The 21,767-nt window shown below is 70.2% G+C and carries 17 protein-coding genes; 8 read left to right on the top strand and 9 right to left on the bottom strand.

Annotated features, from left to right (window positions below):
• Nucleotides 1-55 precede the first annotated feature (55 nt).
• Nucleotides 56-955 (top strand): alpha/beta hydrolase, encoded by a 900-nt coding sequence (locus A5681_RS25705; protein ID WP_067282748.1) that lies wholly within the window; start codon nt 56-58, stop codon nt 953-955.
• A 7-nt stretch (nt 956-962) separates the two neighbouring features.
• Here the strand turns inward: A5681_RS25705 and A5681_RS25700 are convergent, their stop codons facing one another.
• Genes A5681_RS25700 through A5681_RS25690 form a run of 3 tightly spaced genes read right to left on the bottom strand, consistent with a single transcriptional unit; the run spans nt 963 to nt 4,472 of the window.
• Nucleotides 963-2,267 (bottom strand): amidohydrolase family protein, encoded by a 1,305-nt coding sequence (locus A5681_RS25700; RefSeq protein WP_067282745.1) that lies wholly within the window; start codon nt 2,265-2,267, stop codon nt 963-965.
• On the bottom strand, nt 2,261-3,451 hold the full coding sequence (locus A5681_RS25695) for a CoA transferase (RefSeq protein WP_067282742.1): 1,191 nt from the start codon (nt 3,449-3,451) through the stop codon (nt 2,261-2,263). The genes A5681_RS25700 and A5681_RS25695 overlap by 7 nt, the downstream gene beginning before the upstream one ends.
• A 16-nt stretch (nt 3,452-3,467) precedes the next feature.
• Nucleotides 3,468-4,472 (bottom strand): MaoC family dehydratase, encoded by a 1,005-nt coding sequence (locus A5681_RS25690; protein WP_067282738.1) that lies wholly within the window; start codon nt 4,470-4,472, stop codon nt 3,468-3,470.
• Nucleotides 4,473-4,502: 30 nt separating this feature from the next.
• Here A5681_RS25690 and A5681_RS25685 point away from each other — a divergent pair, with 30 nt between their 5' ends.
• Together A5681_RS25685 and A5681_RS25680 are read left to right on the top strand one after the other, a co-directional pair.
• The gene (locus A5681_RS25685; RefSeq protein WP_067282782.1) at nt 4,503-5,648 is read left to right on the top strand and encodes an acyl-CoA dehydrogenase family protein; all 1,146 of its coding nucleotides are present in this window, start codon (nt 4,503-4,505) and stop codon (nt 5,646-5,648) included.
• A gap of 113 nt (nt 5,649-5,761) precedes the next feature.
• Nucleotides 5,762-6,205, top strand: a complete 444-nt coding sequence (locus A5681_RS25680) for a CD225/dispanin family protein (RefSeq protein ID WP_067282735.1) — start codon at nt 5,762-5,764, stop codon at nt 6,203-6,205.
• Between the two features lie 7 nt (nt 6,206-6,212).
• On the opposite strand, the gene A5681_RS25675 is transcribed toward A5681_RS25680, so the two are convergent.
• On the bottom strand, nt 6,213-7,160 hold the full coding sequence (locus A5681_RS25675; RefSeq protein ID WP_067282731.1) for an enoyl-CoA hydratase/isomerase family protein: 948 nt from the start codon (nt 7,158-7,160) through the stop codon (nt 6,213-6,215).
• Between the two features lie 3 nt (nt 7,161-7,163).
• Entirely contained in the window at nt 7,164-8,681 is a 1,518-nt protein-coding gene (gene fadD4 / locus A5681_RS25670; RefSeq protein WP_067282729.1) for a fatty-acid--CoA ligase FadD4, read from the bottom strand.
• Nucleotides 8,682-8,855: 174 nt separating this feature from the next.
• Between fadD4 and A5681_RS25665 the strand changes: the two genes are divergently transcribed.
• The gene (locus tag A5681_RS25665; protein ID WP_067282727.1) at nt 8,856-9,953 is read left to right on the top strand and encodes a GGDEF domain-containing protein; all 1,098 of its coding nucleotides are present in this window, start codon (nt 8,856-8,858) and stop codon (nt 9,951-9,953) included.
• A 16-nt stretch (nt 9,954-9,969) separates the two neighbouring features.
• On the opposite strand, the gene A5681_RS25660 is transcribed toward A5681_RS25665, so the two are convergent.
• The 3 genes from A5681_RS25660 to A5681_RS25650 form a co-directional block, all read right to left on the bottom strand.
• A complete protein-coding gene (locus tag A5681_RS25660) occupies nt 9,970-11,799 on the bottom strand; it encodes a phosphoenolpyruvate carboxykinase (GTP) (RefSeq protein WP_067282725.1) in 1,830 nt (609 codons plus the stop codon).
• A gap of 143 nt (nt 11,800-11,942) precedes the next feature.
• Nucleotides 11,943-13,520 (bottom strand): hypothetical protein, encoded by a 1,578-nt coding sequence (locus A5681_RS25655; protein WP_067282778.1) that lies wholly within the window; start codon nt 13,518-13,520, stop codon nt 11,943-11,945.
• Nucleotides 13,517-14,599 carry a hypothetical protein gene (locus A5681_RS25650; protein ID WP_067282723.1) on the bottom strand — a complete coding sequence of 361 codons (1,083 nt, stop codon included), beginning with the start codon at nt 14,597-14,599 and terminating at the stop codon, nt 13,517-13,519. The genes A5681_RS25655 and A5681_RS25650 overlap by 4 nt, the downstream gene beginning before the upstream one ends.
• 170 nt (nt 14,600-14,769) lie before the next feature.
• Between A5681_RS25650 and trmB the strand changes: the two genes are divergently transcribed.
• The 3 genes from trmB (at nt 14,770) to A5681_RS25635 (ending at nt 19,222) form a co-directional block, all read left to right on the top strand.
• Nucleotides 14,770-15,561, top strand: coding sequence for a tRNA (guanosine(46)-N7)-methyltransferase TrmB (gene trmB / locus A5681_RS25645; RefSeq protein WP_197498728.1), 792 nt, complete (start codon nt 14,770-14,772; stop codon nt 15,559-15,561).
• 9 nt (nt 15,562-15,570) lie between these two features.
• Complete coding sequence (locus tag A5681_RS25640) at nt 15,571-16,278, top strand: NYN domain-containing protein (RefSeq protein ID WP_067282775.1); 708 nt, start codon at nt 15,571-15,573, stop codon at nt 16,276-16,278.
• 61 nt (nt 16,279-16,339) lie between these two features.
• Entirely contained in the window at nt 16,340-19,222 is a 2,883-nt protein-coding gene (locus tag A5681_RS25635) for an MMPL family transporter (protein ID WP_067282719.1), read from the top strand.
• A 3-nt stretch (nt 19,223-19,225) separates the two neighbouring features.
• On the opposite strand, the gene A5681_RS25630 is transcribed toward A5681_RS25635, so the two are convergent.
• Nucleotides 19,226-20,374 (bottom strand): AI-2E family transporter, encoded by a 1,149-nt coding sequence (locus tag A5681_RS25630; RefSeq protein ID WP_067282715.1) that lies wholly within the window; start codon nt 20,372-20,374, stop codon nt 19,226-19,228.
• 145 nt (nt 20,375-20,519) lie between these two features.
• On the opposite strand from A5681_RS25630, the gene A5681_RS25625 reads away from it, so the two are divergent.
• Nucleotides 20,520-21,689 carry a lysylphosphatidylglycerol synthase transmembrane domain-containing protein gene (locus A5681_RS25625; RefSeq protein ID WP_067282712.1) on the top strand — a complete coding sequence of 390 codons (1,170 nt, stop codon included), beginning with the start codon at nt 20,520-20,522 and terminating at the stop codon, nt 21,687-21,689.
• The last annotated feature ends 78 nt before the right edge of the window (nt 21,690-21,767 follow it).

Here is a 21,767-nt window from a genome sequence, read left to right as displayed (position 1 = left end):
CCGCATATCACTGATAGCAGGTCACCTGGTTTTCCGCGTCGGTGATACTGATGCGGTGCCGAATACCGATGTTCACCCTGACCTGCAGCGGGTCGCACGATTCGCGCCCCGACGACTCGTCGGTCCCCGGACCCTGCCGTTGATGCGGGCCGGGATCGCGTTGCGCAGCCGCCTCAGCAAGCCCGTCCGCGATGTCGAGGTGATCACGCTGGGTTCGGGGGCCGGTGTCCGGCTGTTCCGGCCGGCCGGCGCCACCGAGCCGGCCCCGGCGCTGCTGTGGATCCACGGCGGCGGATACGTGATCGGCACCGCCGAGCAGGACGACCGGCTGTGCAGCGGGTTCAGCCGCCGGCTGGGCATCACCGTCGCGTCGGTGGAATACCGCTTGGCGCCCGAACATCCGTATCCGGCGCCGCTGGAAGACTGCTATTCGGCGCTGACCTGGCTGGCCGGTTTGCCGTCCGTGGACCGATACCGGGTGGCCATCGGCGGGGCCAGCGCCGGCGGCGGCCTGGCCGCGGCCCTTGCGCTGCTGGCCCGTGACCGCGCCGAAGTGAGCCCCGCGTTCCAGTTGCTGACGTATCCGATGCTCGACGACCGGAGTTCGGCCACCGCCCCCAGTTCGAACTATCGACTGTGGGACAACCGCAGCAACCGGTTCGGCTGGTCGGCGTATCTCGGCGACGCCGACCCGCAGGTCGCGGTGCCGGGGCGGCGCGACGACCTGAGCGGGCTGCCGCCGGCCTGGATCGGGGTCGGCACGCACGACTTGTTCCACGACGAGGACCTGGCCTACGCGGAGCGGCTGACGGCCGCCGGGGTGCCGTGCCAGGTCGAGACGATCCCGGGCGCCTTCCACGGGTTCGACCTCATCGTGCCCAAAGCGCAAGTGTCGCAGCGGTTTTTCGACAGCCAGTGCGCGATGCTGCGCGCCGCCCTGGCCACGGCGCCATGATCGCCGGTCACATCGAGAAGTAGACGAGCTCGCCGCCGATGATGGTGGCCGCCACCATGCCGGCGTCCAGCTCGGCCAGTGCGGTCGCCGGCGGCTCGCTGAGCACACAGAGGTCCGCCGGCGCTCCGACCGCCACGGTGCGCGGCTCGGCGGGCCGGTCCGGCCGCCCGAGGAACATCGTCAAAGCCTCTCGGGCGGAGACACATTCGTTGGCGCTCAGCACGGCGCCGCTCGGGGTGGTGCGGTAGACGGCGGCGCGCATCGCCGTCCAGGGATCGCCGTGGCCGAACGGCATGTCGGTGGACAGGGCCACCGGCACCGTCGCCTCCACCAGGGAGGCGACCCGCCACAGCTGCGGGTGCTCGGCCGCGGGCACGTCGGCGAGATAGTGATCGCCCCGCTCGGCGACGAGGTTGGGTTGGGTCACCACCGTGACACCCAGCTCGGCGAGGTCGGCCACGTTGTCGTGCGGCACGACGGCGGCGTGCTCGATGCGATCTTGCGGATGCCCGCCGGCCGCCCGCAGGGCGGCGATGGTGACCACCAGTTGGGCCGCGGTCACACAGTGCACGGCGACGGGCCGTCCCGCGCCGTGGTGCCCGGCGATCCAGTCCGTCAGGGCGTCCAGGTCGAGGCGGTCGTCGTGCAGGATGATCTTGCCCGGCGCCAGGAAACTGGGCCGCGGCCGAAACTCGCCGTGCCGGTGCGCCACCACGAGTGCCACCATGTCGTCGGCGTCGAGGTCGGGGGTCGCGTCGGTGACACCGGTGACGCCAGTGGCGGTGATTCGCCGGCTCAGCTCCGCCAGGTCGCTCTCGCGCCGCTGCAGCAGATCCGACCAGCCGTGGTCCGCGCTGCGCAGGCGCCCGTCGGGATGTTCGGAAAGCCCGATCCGACCGAGCGCCTCGGAGTTGAGGATCCACAGCACACCGCTGCGGTGCTGAATGCGCACCGGCACAGTGCGCACGATCGCGTCCAGGGCGTACCGGTCCAGATCGCCGGCGACCGACTCGTGGTAGCCGATGGCGCGAATCCAACCGTCGGGGCCCGGCGTCGCGTTCGACAGCAGTTGCGTCAGTTCGGCTTTGGAGCTGACACCGGGCGGGCCGACGAAGAACGAGTCCAGCGCCGAGGCGGCCGAGCGCACGTGCACATGGTGGTCGTGCAGCCCGGGCAGGACGGTGCCCCCGCCGGCGTAGAGCACGCCCTCGCCACTCTCGGCGGACAGGCCGTCGCCCATTTCGTCGATGTGGTCCCCGAGCCGGATATCGGTGGTCGTCCCGTCCAGCAGCGTCGCACGTCGAATCAGCATCGCCCGCAGCTCCTTTCGGCCACCATCCGGCGCACGGCCTCGTTGTCGGCGCCCAGCGGCGCCGCCGGGCGCGCCGCCGGCGGAACCCGCGGAGGCGGCGCGGGCAGGTTCGACACCGACGCCTGCGTCGGCAGCACCGCGTAGCCGGCGGCAACCGCTGCCATCGAGACCTCGATGAGTTCGCCACCGCCGCGACCCAGCGAATCGGCGACCACCCGCGTCGCCTCCAGACCCGTCAGCGGATCGGCGATGGCGTCGGCGCAGAACACCGGTCCGTCGGCGGCGACACCGACGAGGCCGCCGGCCACCGCGGCGTCGTCACCGAACCCCGGCCTGGCGCCGTCATACGCTTTGACACGCAACCAGATTCGCCCCTCCCCCGGCTCGATGTCGTCCGGGCCGAGCCGGCGCCGCGTCAGCGCCGCGGGTCGCGAGCCTTCGATCACGATGTCGGCGGCGGTCAGCAGCGCGCGCAACGCGCCGACGTGGTCGTCGAAATCGACGCAATACGAGTGCTTTTCACCGTTCATCCAATCGAAAAATGCTTGGTTTCCGCCCCGGGTGCCGTCGGGACGGCGCGGGCTCTCGACCTTGACGACCGTCGCCCCGGCCAGGGCAAGCAGCTGCCCGCAGAGCGGGCCCGCCCACATCGAGGACAGGTCGGCGACCAGCAGGCCCCCGACGCCGCGCGCCGGCCCGCGGGCGCCCCTGGGCCGAATTCGCGGTGCCGCGGCCGCGGCCTCGCCCAGGGCCGCCGCCGGAATGTCGAGCAGGTTCGCGCGCTCGACGACCGCGGAGCGCGGATGCGTTGCCGCCCAGCGCCGCAACGCCGGCCACGGGTCCGGCACCGCGTCATCGGTCTGCACGAGAGCGGGGACGGCGGCGGCGTCGTCGGGCCGCGACAGCGTGATCGCGCACCAACCGTCGGCGGCCACCAACAGCCGGGTCGCGCCCCCGGCGGAGACCCGGCCGCCGCGGGTCAGGCCCAGCAATGCGGCCCGCCCGGCCAGCAGGCCGGCGGCGTCGATCGCGACGCCCAACCGCTCGCCGACGGCCGCGGCCACCCGCTGGGCCTGCGGGAGCACGTTCGCGCGGGAGAAGTCGGGCGGCCCGTCCGGCAGGCCGGTCAGGTAGGCCAGCCCGCTGCTCCCCCACGTCGACGCAGCCGAGCTCACGCCTCCCATTGTGCGCGTGGCGCTCTTAGAAGTGGAGCGCGCTGAATCGCCAGTCCAGCACGGCGCGGTCCGGCTCGCCCGCCGCGTCGCTGACGGCGTAGACCAGCGAGCGCAGCCGCAGCACGCCGCCGTGCCGGGTCGGCTCCGCGGACTCGACGCGCAGCTCGCTGTACAGGGTGTCGCCCTCGTGGACGGGACCGGTGTGATCGCAGGATCCCCAGCCCAGCACCGTCGCCAGGTTGGGCAGCATCCGGCTCGCCTGCGCGAGCGCCAGCCCGATGGTATGGCCGCCGTACACCAGCCGGCGCCCGCCGGCCCGCGAATCATGATGAGTGGCAGCGATGTTCAGCGTGAGCCGGGCGAGCTCCGGCGCGCCGCTGACGACGTCGCCGGTGCTGCGCAGCACCGCGCCGGCCAGGCCCGGGTCGAAGTGCGGACCCGGCACCCTGTTGCGGAACGCCTCGCCGTCCCAGCCCGCGGTCGGGTCGGCGGGGCTGGACGCATCCGCCCCGATCGTGGACAGGTCGTCGTGCGGCGCCCCCTCGGGCCGCCAATCGGGGCCGGCGGGCAGCATGCCGCATCGATAGAAGTCGAGCACCAGCCGCTCGTCCTGATCGACGGTGGTCATCCGCAGCGCCGCCATTCCCGTCGGCGCGCGGCCGGGCTTGGGTGAGTTCGCCCGCAGCCCAACCACTTCCGTGCGGGTGTACAAGGAGTCCCCGATGACCGGGAACCGGTGGAACGTCAGCCCACGGTAGAACAGGTTGGCCTTGACCCGCTGGGTGGCCAGCGTCGACTGACCGATCGCCACATCGCAGACCAGCGCCGGATGCGCCAGCGGGGCGGCCAGGCCGGTGACGGCGCCGCAGAGCCCGGCGTCCAGCGCGAGCCGCAGCCGATCCCCCACGATCGCCTGGTGGGCGGCGGCCAATCCCGAGGACAGCGTGATCGCCGGCGCCCAGTCGAAGACCTGACCGACCGAGAGGTCGTCGAAGTACGGCCCGCCCTCCCGTACATGCGCATATGTCACGGGGCCAATATGGCACACGTGAGAAGTGAGCTGAACGACGAAGAAGAGATGCTGGTCGCCACGGTGCGGGCGTTCATCGACCGTGACGTCAAACCGACCGTCCGGGAGGTCGAACACGCCAACACCTATCCGGAGGCGTGGATCGAGCAGATGAAGCGGATCGGCGTCTACGGCCTGGCGATTCCCGAGGAATACGGCGGTTCGCCGGTGTCGATGCCGTGCTACGTGCGGGTCACCGAGGAATTGGCGCGCGGCTGGATGAGCCTGGCCGGTGCGATGGGCGGTCACACCGTGGTCGCCAAGCTGCTGACGCTGTTCGGCACCGAGGAACAGAAGCGGGCGTACCTGCCGGCGATGGCGACCGGCGAGGTGCGGGCCACCATGGCGTTGACGGAGCCCGGCGGCGGCTCGGACCTGCAGAACATGACGACGACGGCGCTGCCCGACGGCGCCGGGGCCCTGCGGATCAACGGCGCCAAGACGTGGATCAGCAACGCGCGGCGGTCCGATCTGATCGCGCTGCTGTGCAAGACCGATCCGAATGCCACACCGCGCCATCGCGGCATCTCGATCGTGCTCGTCCAGCACGGCCCGGGCCTGACCGTGTCACGGGACCTGCCCAAGCTCGGCTACAAGGGTGTCGAATCCTGCGAGCTGTCCTTCGACGACTTCCGGGCGCCGGAATCGGCGGTGCTGGGCGGCCGGATGGGCGAGGGGTTTTCGCAAATGATGAAGGGCCTCGAGACGGGCCGCATTCAAGTCGCCGCCCGGGCGCTCGGCGTGGGCACGGCGGCCCTCGAGGACGCGCTGGCCTACGCACAGCAGCGGGAGAGCTTCGGACGGCCGATCTGGAAGCATCAGTCGGTGGGCAACTACCTGGCCGACATGGCGACCAAGTTGACCGCCGCCCGTCAGCTCACCCGCTACGCCGCCGAGCGCTACGACAGCGGCGAGCGCTGCGACATGGAGGCGGGCATGGCCAAACTGTTCGCCTCCGAAGTGGCGATGGAGATCGCGCTGAACGCCGTGCGGATTCACGGCGGCTACGGCTACTCGTGCGAATACGACGTGGAGCGCTACTTCCGCGACGCGCCGCTGATGATCGTCGGGGAGGGCACCAACGAGATTCAGCGCAACGTGATCGCCGGGCAGCTGGTCGCGCGCGGCGGCATCTGAGCAGGAGAATGTGCGGGCTTGACGCCATGGCGTGCTGTATATTTGCCTGACTTCTGCCACCAGCAAAGCGGCTCGGGAGTAAAAGTTACTGCGACGAAAGAAAGTCGGCTGCCATGAGTTATCCCCCAGGGCCGTACGAAGGCTCGCCGGAATGGCAGGGCCAGCAGCCGGAATGGCAGGGGCAGCCGCCGGGTTGGCAGGGCCAGCAGCCCGGTTGGCCGGGTCAGCAGCCGGGTTGGCAACCGCCGCAACCGGGCTGGCCGGGCCAGCAGGAGCCGGACAACTACCTCGTCTGGGCCATCCTGTGCACCGTGCTGTGCTGTCTGCCGTTCGGAATCGTGTCGATCGTGTACTCCACCAAGGTGTCCGGACTCTGGTCCCAGGGCCGGTATGCCGAGGCGCAGGCCGCCGCCGACAACGCCAAGAAGTGGGCCATCATCGGCGCCATCGCCGGCGCTGTGTTCGCCGTGATCATGGTGATCCTCTACGTGGCCATCGGCGTGATCGCCGTCTCGAACCTGCCGTCCACCACCACCACGACGTATTCCGGCTTCTGACAAGGCTTTAGGGTTCCGTCGCGTCCACGAGGCCCCAGGCCAGCGCGGTGCCGGTGTCGATGGTGCGCCCGGACAGCACGAGATAGGCGGTGCGCCACCGGCCGATCCGGCGGGTGACGCTGAGCGTCCCTCCGGCGCCGGGGATCAGCCCCAGCTCGAGTTCGGGTAACCCGAACACCGAATCCTCCCGCGCGGTCACCCGTCCGCAGAACGCCGCCATCTCCAGGCCGCTGCCCAGCACGCGGCCGTGCACCTCCGCCCGGCAGGCGCGGCCCAGCCGGGCGGTGAGCGCGTCCAGCGCCAGCGCGGGGCTGTGCCGGGTGCGGGCCAGGTGCGCGCTCGCCGGGTCGGCGAAGGTGCCGAACTCGGCGAGGTCGCCCCCGCTACAGAACGACGGTCCATTGCCGCGCAACACGATCCCGGTCACCGACGGGTCCAGTTGCGCGACGGTCAGCGCCTCCAGCAGCGCGGCGCGGGCGTCGGTGGAAAACGCGTTGTGGCGCTGCGGCCGGTTGAAGGCGATGCGCAGGGTGTCGCCGTCCCGCTCGGCCAGCACGGGGTCGGCGATCTCGGGCATCCGGGCCGGACCGCGTTCACCCAGCCAACGCGCGAATTCGGGGCCGGCCTGCAGGGTCGAGTAGGCCAGCGATTCGGTCACCACCGCGGCCAGCGCCGGGCCGCCGGGGTTCACCCCGCGCAGCACGTCGTCACAGACGCTGCTGGCCTGCGGCCAACGGTGACAGCGCGCGGTCAGCTCGGCCAGCGCGTCGGGGACCGATTCGACGGTGACCGCCCGGCGATCGTCGCAGCGGCCCTCGGTCAGGGTGAAAGTCGCTGCCTGAAGCCAGGATTCACAACGGGCGAGGTCGGCGACGGCGCCGTGTGCCAGGATCACCCCCGGCGGGGATGCGGGGCCGGCATCCGGCGGGCTCGCCAGGTCCACCACCTGGAGCATGGGTCACACCGAGTATTTCTCGATCAGCCCGTTCTTGTAGAGCTTGCCGGTGTCGGTGCGCGGCAGCTGCGCCTCGAACGCGATCGATTTCGGACACTTGTAGTGCGCCAAGCGGTCTCGCAGCCAGGTCAGCAGTTCGTCGGCGAACTCCTCGGTGGCGTCGCCCGGGTCGACGGTCTGCACGGCCGCCAGCACGCGTTGCCCCATCTCGTCGTCGGGCACCCCGAACACCGCCGCGTCCAACACCTTCGGGTGGGTGACCAAGAGGTTCTCGGCCTCCTGCGGGTAGATGTTCACCCCGCCCGAGATGATCATGTGGTGGCGCCGGTCGGTCAGGTACAGATACCCCTCCTCGTCGAGGTAGCCGATGTCGCCGACGGTGGCCCACCCGTGCTTGTCGCGGGAGGCGGCGGTTTTCGTGGGGTCGTTGAGGTATTCGAACGAATAGCCACCCTCGAAGTAGATCTCGCCGGCCTGCCCGGGTGGCAGCTCGTTGCCGTTCTCGTCGAGGATGTGCACGGCGCCCCCCATGGGCTTGCCGACCGAACCGGGGTGCGTCAGCCATTCTTCCGCGGTGATCAACGTCGACCCGTGCGCCTCCGAGGAGGCGTAGTACTCGTCGATGATCGGCCCCCACCAGTCCATCATCTGCTTCTTGATCTCCACCGGGCACGGCGCCGCCGCGTGCATCACCCGCTGCAGGCTGGACAGGTCGTACGACTTACGCACCGCCTCAGGCAGTTTCATCATGCGGGTGAACATCGCGGGGACGAACTGGCCGTGTGTGACGCGGTGCCGCTGGATGGCGTCAAGGCAGCCCTCGGCATCGAATTTCTCCAGCACCACCGTCGTGACCCCGCCGGCCTGCGCGCTCATCGACCACACCGACGGCGCCGTGTGATACAGCGGCGCCGGGCTGAGGTAGACCGAGTCCGGGTTCATCCAGAAGCTCACCAGCGCCGACATCATGCCGGGCGCCTCCGACGGCGGAACGTGCGGCAGTTCGCGTTTGATGCCCTTGGGCCTGCCGGTGGTGCCCGACGAGTACTGCAGCAGGTCGCCCTCGCGCTCGTCGTCGATCGGGGTGTCGGGTTCGCCCGCAACGCATTCGGGGTAGCGCTGCCAGCCCTCGAGGTCGTCGTCGCCGATCAGCAGCAGCTCGGGCAGACCGCCGCTGAGGTGCTCGGCCAGGTTCTCGCACGTCTTGCGCAGCGCCGCCGACCCGATGATCGCCTTGGCGGCGCTGTTGTCGATGATGTAGGCGGCCTCGGCCGCGGTCAGGTGGGTGTTGATCGGCACGTAGTACAGGCCGCTGCGCCGCGCCGCCCACATCACGGCGTGGATGTGTTCGTTGTTCTCCATCAGGATCGCGACCGCGTCGCCCTCGACGAGGCCGGCCCGCCGAAAGTAGTGGGCCAGCCGGTTGGCCCGCGCCTCGAGTTCGTCGAAGGTGATGACCGTGCCGGACGGGTGAAGAATGACGGCGGGCTTGCCGGCGCCGAGGTACTCGCGAATCTGCATGCGCAGACTGTACCGCCGAAAAACTTGACGGGTGTCAAGTGGTCGGGTGATGGAGTGGCCACCGGGCGACGGACCACCGGATCGGCAGTCCTGCAACGCCGACCGGGGTAAGGTACTTTGCCTTGGACGACGCCGCGACGAAAGCGGCCGGTCGGTCTTCGTACGGAGGTACACATGGAGGCGGCTGAGCGGTTGTCCGCACCCGCGGCGTGCTGCTCACCGAACGGCCAATTCGGCGTCTACGACTATGTCGACGGCATGGAGCGCCTGTTGCAGGCGGTCCAGGAACTGTCGCTGGCGCGCAGCCTGCCGGAAATCCAGCGCATCGTCCGGACCTCGGCGCGCGAGCTCACCGGCTGCGACGGCGCCACATTCGTGTTGCGCGACGAGGACAGCTGCTACTACGCCGACGAGGACGCGATCGCCCCCCTCTGGAAGGGCAGCCGCTTCCCGATCGAGATCTGCATCAGCGGCTGGGCGATGCGCAACCGGGAGGCGGCGATCATCCCGGACGTCTACCGCGATCCACGGATCCCCCAAGGCATTTACCGCGCGACGTTCGTCAAGAGCCTGGTGATGGTCCCGATCCGCAAGCTCGACCCGATCGGGGCGATCGGCAACTACTGGGCGCACCGGCACCCGCCGTCCGAGCAGGAGGTGCGCCTGCTGCAAGCCCTGGCGGATTCGACGTCGATCGCCATGGAGAACGTCGCGCTCTACTCGGAGCTCGAACAGCGGGTGCGCGACCGCACCGCCGAGCTGGAGAGTGCCAACGAGGAGATCAGCCGGCTGTCGATCACCGACGAGCTGACCGGGCTCAACAATCGCCGCGGCTTTTATCTGTTGGCCGAGCAGAAGCTGCGCGGGGCGCACCAGCTCGGCCACAACTGCGTGCTCGCCTTCCTCGACGTCGACGGGCTCAAGCGGGTCAACGACGAGCAGGGGCACGACGTCGGCGACGCGCTGATCAAGGACGTCGCCGAGGTGCTGCGCCGGGTGCGGCGCGAGTCCGACATCGTCGCCCGCCTCGGCGGCGACGAATTCTGCGTCATGGTCACCGAACGCGACGCCGGCACGGCGGCGGTCAAGCAACGGCTCGCCGAGGCGTTCCGCTCTTTCAACGCGACCAAAGACCGCCCCTACCGGCTGTCGGCCAGCATCGGCCTGGTGCAGGCGCCCGTCGCCGAGCACGCGACGCTGGACGAATTGCTGGCTCAGGCCGACGAATTGATGTACGCGGACAAGAAGAGCAGCCGGTCTCGGCGGGCGTGAGAACCGCCCGGGCTAGCTAGTCGGCGTCGGCCAGCCGCTGCTTGAGCGCCTCGAACTCGTCCTTGACGCCGGTGGGCAGCTTGTCGCCGACGAACTCGAACCACTCCTCGATCAGAGGCAGCTCTTCGCGCCACTCGGCGGGGTTGACCGCGAGCGCCTTCGCGACGTCTCCGTCCTCGACGTCGAGGCCGTCCAGGTCCAGGTCGGCCGCGGTCGGCACGATGCCGATCGGGGTGTCCTGGCCGCCGGCCCGGTGCTCGATGCGGTCGACGATCCACTTCAGCACGCGGCTGTTCTCACCGAAGCCCGGCCACAGGAACTCGCCCTTCTCGCCGCGGCGGAACCAGTTGACGAAGAACACCTTCGGCAGCTTGGACTCGTCGGAATTCTTGCCGAGGTCGAGCCAGTGCTGGAAGTAGTCACCGACGTGGTAGCCCAGGAACGGCAGCATGGCCATCGGGTCGCGGCGCACCGTGCCGACCTTGCCCTCGGCGGCGGCGGTCTGCTCGCTGCCCATGGTGGCTCCCATGAAGACGCCGTGCTGCCAGTCGCGGGCCTGCGTCACCAGCGGCACCGTGGTCTTGCGGCGGGCGCCGAACAGGATTCCCGAGATCGGCACGCCCTGGGGGTCGTCCCACTCCGGCGCCAGGATCGGGCACTGCGACATCGGCGTGCAGTACCGCGAGTTCGGGTGGGCCGCTTTGGTTTCCGTCTCGCGGATGTACCAGTCGTTGCCCTTCCAGTCGATCAGGTGGTCGGGCTCGCCCTCCAGGCCTTCCCACCACACCTCGTCGTCGTCGGTCAGCGCGACGTTGGTGAACACGGTGTTGCCGGCGGCGATGGTGCGCATCGCGTTGGGGTTGGACTTCCAGTTGGTACCCGGCGCGACGCCGAAGAAGCCGAACTCCGGGTTGACCGCGTACAGCCGGCCGTCCTTGCCGAAGCGCATCCAGGCGATGTCGTCGCCCAGGGTCTCGGCGCGCCAGCCCGGGATGGTCGGCTGCAGCATCGCGAGGTTGGTCTTACCGCACGCCGACGGGAAGGCGGCGGCGAAGTAGTACGCCTTGTTCTCGGGGGAGATCAGCTTGAGGATCAGCATGTGCTCGGCCAGCCAGCCCTCGTCGTGGGCCATCGCCGAGGCAATGCGCAGCGAGTAGCACTTCTTGCCCAGCAGGGCGTTGCCGCCGTAGCCGGAGCCGTAGCTCCAGATCTCGCGGGTCTCCGGGAAGTGGGTGATGTACTTGGTGTCGTTGCACGGCCATGGCACGTCCTTCTGGCCGGGCTCCAGCGGCGCCCCCACCGAGTGCAGCGCCTTGACGAAGAACCCGTCGTCGCCGATCTTCTCCAGGGCGGCCTTGCCCATCCGGGTCATCGTGCGCATGGAGACGACGACGTACTCCGAGTCCGTGATCTCCACGCCCAGCTTGGGGTCGTCCGCGCCGAGCGGGCCCATGCAGAACGGCACCACATACATGGTGCGGCCCCGCATACAGCCGCGGTACAGGTCGGTCATCAGCGCCCGCATCTCGGCCGGATCCATCCAGTTGTTGGTGGGGCCGGCGTCGATCTCGCGCTCGGAGCAGATGAAGGTCCGCGACTCGACCCGCGCGACATCCGACGGGTCGGACAACGCCAGGTAGGAGTTGGGGTGCTTCTTCTCGTTCAGCTTCGTGAACGTGCCCGCCTCGACCAGCTCGGCGGCCAGCCGATCGAACTCTTCGGCGGAGCCGTCGGTGAACACCACGCGCTCAGGCTGAGTGAGCTCGGCGACCTCCCGTACCCACGACAGCAGCCCCTGATGGTTGGTGGGCGCGGTGTCCAAACCGGGAATGGTCGCTGAGGTCATCGAAATCTCCTGAATCCTTCTGCGTACTCGTACAACTCTTCAATTGCGTATGTGCTCGACCACACAGCTGCTTGAATGGTGGCGTTAACTACAGGTTATCGTGAGCACCTTGTCGGGGAAGCCTCGGGCAGGTATAAGCCTTCTCACAGCAACGATTCAGAAGATTCCCCTGCGTCGCCATCACCGCTGAAAGAAGCCGGTTTTTCGGTTGCTTCGTCCGCCGCGGCTTTTTCCACGGTCAAATCGGAATCGTCGGGTGTAGATATACCCGCTTCGCCCAGTTCTGCACGCACCGCCTCCAGGGCCGCCAGCACCGTGGGCAGCTCCCGGTCCCGCACGGCGGCGTCCTGCGACGCCGCCAGGGCGTGCGCGCGCAGCTCGCGGTCGATGGCGTTGACCTGGTCGCTCACCTGGGCGTTCTCGACCTCGTCCTGGGCCAGCACCGCTTTGCTGAGCACCGACTCGGCGACCAGAACGCGGGTGGCGACCAGCTCCTCGGCCACCGACCGCAGCGAGGAGGTCACGTCGCCCGCCCAGCGGTCGAGCAGCGCCCGGTCGCGCAGCAGGCTGCGGATGTGGATCACCAGCAGGGTGACCGCCAGGCCGATCGCCACGCAGGTGACCGCCGCGACCACCGACAGGGCCGAGCTGAGCCGAGCGGCCAGCCCGCTCATCAGCCGGCTCAGGGTCAGCGCCACGCCCAGGCCGAACCCGGCGCCCAGCAGCATCATCAGCCACGTCTCGTGCCGCCGCGATTTCAGCGGGGGCGGCGGGACATCGACCGTCGGCAGCTGCTCGACGGGCGGCAGGGCCGTCGCGACCCCCACCACCTGCGCGACGTCCGCGAGGTGGGTGGCGGTGCCCTCGTTCACCTCGGCCACCACCTCGTCCAGCCGGCCACGCGCGTGCGCCTCGAAGCCCGGCATTTCGCGCCGGGACAGCCCCGCGGCATCTTCCTGCAACTCGCTGCGCACCGACGAACACCGGTTGCGCGCGAAGTGGGACAGCTGGACGCGCGCCTGCTGGATCTGACCGCGCAGCGTGACGGTGCGCTCGGTTCTCGCCTCCCGCCGCTGCCGCAAGGCGGTGCTGCGCTCGTCACGCAACGCGTCCACCCGCGCCCGGCGCCCCGCACCGTCGGCCTCGCGGTCGAACCGCTGCGCGACCGTCGCGAGCCGAGACTCCCACGCGCGCAACCTGTTTCGACGGGCGAGCTCGGGGTCCGCCAGCCGCGCAGCGACGGCCTCCGCCAGGTCGTCGACGATCGGCTCGCCGAGGTCGGGCAGCGCGGCCGCGCCCACCCAGGCGACCCCGCCGTAGCGCGGCGCGTGACCGGCCAGCGCCTCGCGATCGGCGGCCAGGACGTCACGCCAGCCCCGGTGCACGTCGATCTTCGACACCACGCCCACCACCGCGTCGGTATGCGCGGCCGCGGCGTCCAGCAACGCGCAGTCGGACGGCGTGAGCTGCGCCGCCGCCGAGACGACGAACACCACGGCCAGCGGCACGTCGCCGGGTCCCAGATCCGCCGACTCGACGAACTTGTGCTCGGGCAGCCGTTCGCGCAGCGCCGCGGCCACCGCGCTGACGCCGGCCAGCCACGGTCCGGTCACCAGCACCACGTCGCGGCGATGCACCGCGGGGGGATCCAGCGCCGGCCCGATGCTCGCGACCAGGGCGTCCACCTGGGCGACCGGATCGGCGGGCTTGTCGGCGCTCACCGCCAGTCCCCCGGCAGCGACCCGCAGGCCCGCGACCACAGCCGCATCGATCCCCGCGCGATGTCGGCGCCGCAGGCGCGGTGCAGGTCGCTGGAGGTCGCGCGGCTGTAGCGTTGCCACCGCACCGCCCGTGGCAGGTGCGCGGACGGGTCGCGGTCCCAGTCGGCGGGCTGCGCGATGTCGGGGTCCAGCCCCGCCGCCTCGGCCAGGTCGACGGCCGCCGCCATCCGCGCCACCACCGTGTCGTCGTGGGATAGGAACGCGCCGATCCGCTCCGCTGCCTCGCCCGGGCCGACGGCCAGGACTTCCAGGTCCGCGACGGCGTCGCACACCCGCCGGTAACGCGCCTCGGCGCCGGCGACCGAGATGTGCGACACGACGGCGTCGATCCCGCTCGTCCGGCGCAGCAGGGCCCGCAACTGCGCGGCCGACCGGCCCTGCCGGGCCGCGGCGACCCCCAGCGCGATACCGAATAGGTCCAGGGTGTCCAGCAAGCGCAGCCGCACGTCGGCCGGTAGGGGGTTGTCGGCCGCCAGGAACCCGGCGAACGACCCGTCGAGGCAGTCGGCCGCTCCTGGGTGTGCGGCGAGCGTCCGCAGCGCCGCCCACAACGCGTCGTCCAGGTCGTCGAGCGCGGCCACCGCGAGCACGCCGCTCATCGGGACCATCGGCGCACCCACCAGGGCCGCCAGCCCCGCGCAGCGGGCACGCGCCGCCGCGATCGGGCCGTCCCCGCCCGAGAGGGAACCGGCCAGGTCCGCCTTGTTCAGCACCGCCAGCACCGGGCGCCCGGCGCCGGCGACCGCGTCGACGTCTTCCGGCTTGACCACCTCGGTGAGCACCTGCACGACAACGTCGGCGCGACGGCCGCCGTCGGTGGTCACCGCGATGCCCGCCGAGGCGCCGGCGCGGTCCAGCGCGCGGGCGACGGTGCCGCGCCCCACGCCGGGGCGCCCGCGAACGAGCACACCCAGGGGGGCGCCGGTTCGCGTCGCGATCGCCGTCACGCGCGGGTCGGGGTGGCCGGCGGCGAATCGCGCCAGCTCGTCGACGAAGTCCTGGTGTCCTTGTCCCCTCATCGTCCCCTCATGTCTCGCGTTCGGTTCGCTGGATCCGACCCGGGGGCCGGTCGGGTCCCACCGAATGGTGGCACTTGCGTCACTTTGATGCGAGCCACCGTCTGACTGTTACCAGCTGAAGGCAACTGTTGGGTATCAATCTGGACCAGGGGCGGCTACATCACTGGTTTATGCGCCACCATGGACAAATGCATGCGCAACCCGGGGTGGGAGTCTGTCACGCCGCGCCGCAGGAGGAATCGGACGCCCGTCGCGACCAGCGCTATCTCCCGGCATCGACGTTCCGCTCCCGGCGCTCCGCGCTTTCCGATGCGCAGCGCCAGACGTGGGACCGGCTGTGGCCCGAGCTGGGCCTGTCCGTCGGCACCCCGCCGGGGGCGGGCGACGGCGGCGGGGAGCCGGCGCTGGACACCCGCGCGTGGTTCGGCCGCGAGGCGCCGCTGGTCCTCGAGATCGGTTGCGGCAGCGGCACCTCGACACTGGCGATGGCCAAGGACGAACCCGATATAGATGTGATCGCGGTGGAGATCTACAAGCGGGGGCTGGCGCAGCTGCTGTGCGCGATCGACCGCGAGGGCATCCGCAACATCCGCATGATCCGCGGCAACGGCGTCGACGTGCTGCAGCGGCTGATCCCGCCGCGCTCGCTGACCGGGGTCCGCGTCTTCTTCCCCGACCCCTGGCCGAAGGCCCGCCACCACAAGCGCCGGTTTCTGCAGCCGGGGACGGTTGGCCTGATCGCCGACCGGTTACTCCCTGGTGGTGTCCTGCATGCAGCGACGGACCACCCCGGCTACGCCGAGCACATCGGCGCCGTCGGTGATGCCGAACCGCGGCTACGCCGCGCCGACCCCGCGAGCAGGCTCCCGATCTCGGTGGAACGGCCGACCACCAAGTACGAGACGAAGGCCCACGAGGCGGGCAGCGCCGTCACCGAATTCATCTGGCTACGACACGAGTAGGCGATGACCATGAGCCTGGCGGAAGAACAGACCGCGGCGGTTGAGCCCGTGGCGGTGTTGTCCGACGACGCGTCGCTCGGGAGCTTCACACCGCCGGGCGGCCGCGTGTTGCTGGTGTGGGACGCCCCCAACCTCGACATGGGGCTCGGCTCGATCCTGGGCCGGCGGCCGACCGCCCTGGAACGGCCGCGGTTCGACGCCCTGGGGCGCTGGCTGCTGGCGCGCACGGCCGAGGTCAGCGCGAGCCGCCCGGGCGTCGTGGTCGAACCCGAGGCCACCGTCTTCACCAACATCGCGCCGGGCAGCGCCGAAGTCGTCCGCCCCTGGGTGGATGCGCTGCGCAACGTGGGGTTCGCGGTGTTCGCCAAACCGAAGATCGACGAGGACAGCGACGTCGATCGTGACATGCTCGCCCACATCGAGCTGCGGCGCAGCCAGGGGCTGGCGGCCCTGGTGGTGGCTTCGGCCGACGGGCAGGCGTTTCGTCAACCGCTGGAGGAAATAGCACGCAGCGGAGTCGCCGTCCAGGTCATCGGATTTCGCGAACACGCGAGTTGGGCGCTAGCGTCGGATACCTTGGACTTTGTCGACCTGGAAGACATCAACGGTGTGTTCCGGGAGCCGTTGCCGCGAATCGGCCTAGATTCGCTGCCTGACCAGGGAGCATGGCTGCAGCCGTTCCGGCCGCTGTCCGCTCTGTTGACCGCGCGTGTGTGACACTGGCTTGGAAAACCGAATGACACCACGCGGGTCGTCAACGATCCAGTAAGGAGCTTGCGTGTTCGCCTGGTGGGGTCGAACTGTGTACCGCTACCGGTACATCGTGATCGGGGTCACGGTAGCTCTGTGCCTGCTGGGTGGCGTCTTCGGGATGAGCCTGGGCAAGCATGTCACACAGAGTGGCTTCTACGACGAGGGCAGCCAATCGGTGAAGGCCTCGGTGCTGGGCGACAAGACCTACGGCCGGGACCGGACCAGCCACGTGGTGGCCACCTTCACCGCCCCCAACGGGCAGACCGTCAACGACGCGGCGTGGCGGGACAAGGTCGTTGCCGAGCTGAACAAGTTCAAGACCGACCATCCCGACCAGGTCGTCGGCTGGGCCGGCTGGCTGGCCGCGCCCGACAGCACCAACCCCCTGATCAAGGGCATGGTCAGCGAGGACCGCAAGCACACCTTCGTGTCCATACCGCTCAAGGGCGACGACGACGACACGATCCTCAACAACTACAAGGCCATCGCGCCGGGTCTGCAGAAGCTCAACGACGGCGCGGTGGAGCTGGCCGGCCTGGAGCCGATCGCCAACGCCCTGACCGGCACCATCGCGACCGACCAGCGGCGCATGGAGGTCCTCGCGGTGCCGCTGGTGGCCGTCGTATTGTTCCTGGTGTTCGGGGGCGCCGTCGCCGCCGGCCTGCCGGCCATCGTGGGCGGCCTGAGCATCGCCGGCTCGCTCGGCATCCTGCGCCTGGTCGCCGTGTTCGGGCCGGTGCACTTCTTCGCCCAGCCGGTGGTGTCCCTGATCGGCCTGGGTATCGCGATCGACTACGGCCTGTTCGTGGTGAGCCGGTTCCGGGAGGAGATCGCCGAAGGCTACGACACCGAGGCCGCGGTGCGAAGAACCGTGATGACGGCCGGACGCACGGTGACGTTCTCCGCGGTGCTGATCATCGCGTCCAGCGCCAGCCTGCTGGTGTTGCCGCAGGGCTTCGTGCATTCGCTGACCTATGCCATCTTCGCCGCGGTGGGGCTCGCCGCGCTGCTGTCGATCACGTTCCTGCCGGCCTGCCTGGGCATCCTCGGCCGGCACGTCGACGCGCTGGGCGTGCGGACCGCGTTCCGGGTGCCGTTCCTGCGGAACTGGAAGTGGTCGCGCGCCTACCTGAACTGGCTCGCGGACCGGCTGCAGAAGACCAAGACCCGCGAAGAGGTCGAGGCCGGCTTCTGGGGCAAGCTGGTCAACTGGGTGATGAAGCGACCGCTGGCGTTCGCCATCCCGATCGCGGTCGGCATGATCCTGCTCGTCATCCCGCTGGGCAACCTGTCGTTCGGCGGCATGAGCGAAAAGTATTTGCCGCCAAACAATTCGGTGCGCCTGGCCCAGGAGCACTTCGACAAGCAATTCCCCGGCTACCGGACCGAACAGTTGACGGTGGTGATCCAGAGCACCAACGGCAGCAGGGTCACCGACCAGCAGGTGGCCGACATCCGCAACCGGATCTCTTCGATCGGCGGCTTCACCGACAAGCAGTGGCAGGAGCGGCCGTGCCCGGCCATCGCCGGCAACCCGTGCGTCAGCGGCCCGAACGGGACGACCGTGCCCAAGGACGATTCGGTGCGGGTGATCCAGAACGGCCTGGTCAACAAGAACGATGCCGCCAAGAAGATCGCCGAACTGCGGGCCGTGAACCCCCCGAAGGGGCTCAACCTCTATGTCGGCGGCACACCGGCCCTGGAGCAGGACAGCATCCACAGCCTGTTCGACAAGGCGCCGCTGATGCTCGTGCTGCTGCTGGGCGCGACCATGCTGTTGATGTTCTTGGCGTTCGGGTCGGTGGTGTTGCCGGTCAAGGCCGCGGTGATGAGCGCGCTGACGCTCGGGTCCACGATGGGCATCCTGACGTGGATCTTCGTCGACGGGCACCTGTCGCATTGGCTGAATTTCACGCCGACCCCGCTGATGGTGGTGGTGATCGCGCTCGTCGTCGCCGTGGGCTTCGGTCTGGCCACCGACTACGAGGTGTTCCTGGTGTCCCGCATGGTCGAGGCGCGCGAACGCGGCATGTCGACCGCCGAGGCCATCCGGATCGGCACCGCGACGACCGGGCGCCTGATCACGGCCGCCGCGCTGGTCTTGGCCGTGGTCGCCGGTTCCTTCGTGTTCTCCGACCTGGTGCTGATGAAATACCTGGCGTTCGGCCTGATGGCGGCGCTGTTGCTGGACGCGACCGTGGTCCGGATGTTCCTGGTGCCGTCGGTGATGAAACTGCTCGGCGACGACTGCTGGTGGGCGCCGCGCTGGGCCAGGCGGCTGCAGAACAAGATCGGGCTCGGCGAGATCGACCTGCCCGACGAGCGCAAGCGGCCGACCCTCAACGGGCGGCCCGCGCGGCCCCCGGTGGCGGCCAGCCTGGTCGCCGCCGGGCCGCGCCCGCCGCACGACCCCACCCACCCCGCGGCGCTCGAGCCGTCGCGGGCGACCCGGCCGGGTCCGCCCGAACCCGCGGCGGAAGTGCCCGCGGGCGCGGGGACGCGCCCCGCGGCGCCCCCGGCTGACGCCGCCAACACCTCCCGCATGCAGGCTCGGACGGGTCAGCCGACGGAGGCTCAGACGACGCGGCTGTCCGTGCCGAACTCCGCCGGGGCCCATGAGCGTCCCGCCAATCCCGCGCCGCCGGCGCCGCCGCGACCCGCTGCCCCGCCGCCGCCACCGTCCAGCGGCCAGACGCGCGCAATTCCGGTGCCCGCCAACCGTTCTGACGACACTGCCGACGACGCGGCCGAACCCACGACCGCCTTCCCGCGGCCCGAGGGCAACGACTCCGACGCGGCAACGGAAAAGATGAACACCCGGGGCGACAACGGTGACGCGCGCCAGCGCCGGCGTTCCGGCGGCGGCCTGTCCGCGCAGGACCTGCTGCGCCGCGAGGGCCGGCTGTAGGCCTCAGTCCGACGTGGTCGCCGGCTCGTCCGGCTCCGCCTGCACGATCGCGCCGCCCTCGTCGGCCTCCTCGGTCTGTTTCTCGGCCTCGGCGGCCGGATCCTTGGCGAACAGCACCTGGAACGCGTTGTTGAGGAACGCGACCGTCGGGACCGCCAGCAGCGCACCGACGATCCCGCCGAGCACGCCGCCGGCGGCGATGGCGAGCACCACCGCGAGCGGGTGGATCGAGACCGCGCGGCCCATCACCAGCGGTTGCAGCACGTGCGCCTCCAGCTGGTTCACCGCGATCAGCAGACCGAGCGTGATCAGCGCGTACACAATCCCTTTGGCGAGCAGGGCGACCACCACCGCCAGCAGGCCCGAGACCAGCGCACCGATCAGCGGGACGAAGGCGCCGAGGAAGACCAGCGAGGCCAGCGGCAGCGCCAGCGGGATGCCCATGATCGCCAGGCCGGTACCGACGCCGGCCGCGTCGGTGAGCGCCACCAGGAAGGTGGCCCGCACATATGCGGTCAGCGAGCCGTAGCCGGCCCGGCCCGCCTCGCCCACCCGGTCCCGGACGTCGGCCGGGAAGATCTTGGACACGTACGCCCAGATGTTGCGGCCGCCGTAGAGGAAGAAGATCAGCGTGAACAGCACCAGCACCGCCGCCGTGACGAGTTCGGTGATCGTCGCCGCGGTGGACAGGGCGCCGCTTTCCAGCTTGGTCTGATTGTTGCGCAGCGCCTCGATCGCGGCGTTGCCCGCGTTGTCGATCTGTTCGCGGCGCAGATGCGCCGGCCCGTTGATCAGCCAGCGCCGCGTCGACTCGATGCTGCGGGTCACCTGTTCGGTCAGGCCCGGCAGACCGTCGATGAACTGGTTGACGACGAACGCCAAGATGCCGCCCAGGATGGAGAAGCCACCGAGCAACACCAGGGCCACCGCCCCGCCCCGCGGCAGGCCGCGACGGTCGAGCCAGTCGACGACCGGCAACAGCAGCGCGCTGAGCAGCAGCGCCACCAGTACGGGGACGACGATCACCTCGAGCTTCTTCACCACCCACAGCAGCGCGATCAGCGCGGCAAGGATGACCAGCAAACGCCAGGCCCAGGCTGCGGTCTTGCGGACAATGGGTTCGACCGAAGCGTCGTCGGGGTTTGCCGGCATGGGGTGAGCCTATCCGGCGCGGGGCACCGCCAAACGTCCGCGCGGCGGGCGTGCGCGGCTGCGTCGGCACGATCCGGTTACGACGGCGACACGGTCGGCGCCGCGCGGCGATCCCCGCGCCACCTGCACCGTTACCCTAAATCACGTGTCGCACGACGCACCCGCCCGCAATCTCGACTTCCCGCGCGAAGAGGCCCCGCGCGGGAAGTACTGGTGGGTGCGCTGGCTGATCCTCGGGATCGTCGCGATCGTGCTTGCGGTGGAGGTCGCCCTCGGCTGGCATCAGCTCGCGAAGGCGTGGATGAGCCTGTACGAGGCGAACTGGTGGTGGTTGCTGGCGTCGGTGGCGGCGTCGGCCGCGTCGATGCACAGCTTCGCGCAGATCCAGCGGACGCTGCTGCGCTCGGCCGGCGTGCACGTCAAGCAGTTGCGGTCGGAGGCCGCCGTCTACGCCGCCAACTCGCTGAGCACCACGCTGCCCGGCGGTCCGGTGTTGTCGGCGACCTTTTTGCTTCGGCAGCAACGGATTTGGGGCGCCTCGACGGTGGTGGCGTCGTGGCAGCTGGTGATGGCGGGCGTCCTGCAGGCCGTGGGTCTGGCGCTGCTGGGGCTGGGCGGGGCCTTCTTCCTCGGCGCGAAGAACAACCCGTTCTCGTTGCTGTTCACCCTCGGCGGCTTCGTGACGTTGTTGCTGCTCGCCCAGGCGGTCGCGTCGCGGCCGGAGCTGATCGACGGGATCGGCTGCCGGGTGTTGTCGTGGGTCAACTCCGTGCGCGGCCGGCCCGCCGACACCGGCCTGGCCAAGTGGCGCGAGACGCTGATGCAGCTGGAATCGGTGAGCCTGGGCCGCCGCGACATGGGGGTGGCGTTCGGCTGGTCGATGTTCAACTGGGTCGCCGACGTGGCCTGCCTGGGGTTCGCGGCCTACGCCGCGGGCGATCACGCCTCGGTGGCCGGGTTAACGGTGGCCTACGCCGCCGCGCGCGCCGTCGGCACCATCCCGCTGATGCCGGGCGGGCTGCTGGTCGTGGAGGCCGTCTTGGTGCCCGGGCTGGTGTCCAGCGGCATGTCGCTGCCCAACGCGATCTCGGCCATGCTGATCTACCGGCTGATCAGCTGGCTGCTCATCTCCGCCATCGGCTGGGTGGTGTTCTTCTTCGTGTTCCGCACCGAGAACGTCGCGGTGCCCGACGACGAGGACGCGGCGCCGAATCCGGCGCCCGCGGCGCCGCCCGACGCGGCCGCCGACGATCCGACCGAGACCGCCCTGCAGGGCCCGCTACCGCCCGACCGGAACTCGGAAACCGAGCGCTAGCTGTACTCGGCAGTCAGGTTGGTGACAGTCGGCTGATCGGGGGTTTACCTCCAATGGCTGAGTGGCGTCGTTGATTGT

Source organism: Mycobacterium scrofulaceum, assembly GCF_001667885.1.
GTDB classification, from domain to species: domain Bacteria; phylum Actinomycetota; class Actinomycetes; order Mycobacteriales; family Mycobacteriaceae; genus Mycobacterium; species Mycobacterium scrofulaceum_C.
This window is presented reverse-complemented; position numbering and strand designations above follow the sequence as displayed.

Bases quoted from the DNA above. Each gene is read 5' to 3' on its own strand.
- A5681_RS25680 (WP_067282735.1), top strand. From the start codon at position 5,762: ATGAGTTATCCCCCAGGGCCGTACGAAGGCTCGCCGGAATGGCAGGGC.
- A5681_RS25630 (WP_067282715.1), bottom strand. From the start codon at position 20,374: ATGCCGGCAAACCCCGACGACGCTTCGGTCGAACCCATTGTCCGCAAG.
- trmB (WP_197498728.1), top strand. From the start codon at position 14,770: ATGCGCCACCATGGACAAATGCATGCGCAACCCGGGGTGGGAGTCTGT.
- A5681_RS25695 (WP_067282742.1), bottom strand. From the start codon at position 3,451: ATGGGAGGCGTGAGCTCGGCTGCGTCGACGTGGGGGAGCAGCGGGCTG.
- A5681_RS25660 (WP_067282725.1), bottom strand. From the start codon at position 11,799: ATGACCTCAGCGACCATTCCCGGTTTGGACACCGCGCCCACCAACCAT.
- A5681_RS25640 (WP_067282775.1), top strand. From the start codon at position 15,571: ATGAGCCTGGCGGAAGAACAGACCGCGGCGGTTGAGCCCGTGGCGGTG.
- A5681_RS25700 (WP_067282745.1), bottom strand. From the start codon at position 2,267: ATGCTGATTCGACGTGCGACGCTGCTGGACGGGACGACCACCGATATC.
- A5681_RS25665 (WP_067282727.1), top strand. From the start codon at position 8,856: ATGGAGGCGGCTGAGCGGTTGTCCGCACCCGCGGCGTGCTGCTCACCG.
- fadD4 (WP_067282729.1), bottom strand. From the start codon at position 8,681: ATGCAGATTCGCGAGTACCTCGGCGCCGGCAAGCCCGCCGTCATTCTT.
- A5681_RS25650 (WP_067282723.1), bottom strand. From the start codon at position 14,599: ATGAGGGGACAAGGACACCAGGACTTCGTCGACGAGCTGGCGCGATTC.
- A5681_RS25675 (WP_067282731.1), bottom strand. From the start codon at position 7,160: ATGCTCCAGGTGGTGGACCTGGCGAGCCCGCCGGATGCCGGCCCCGCA.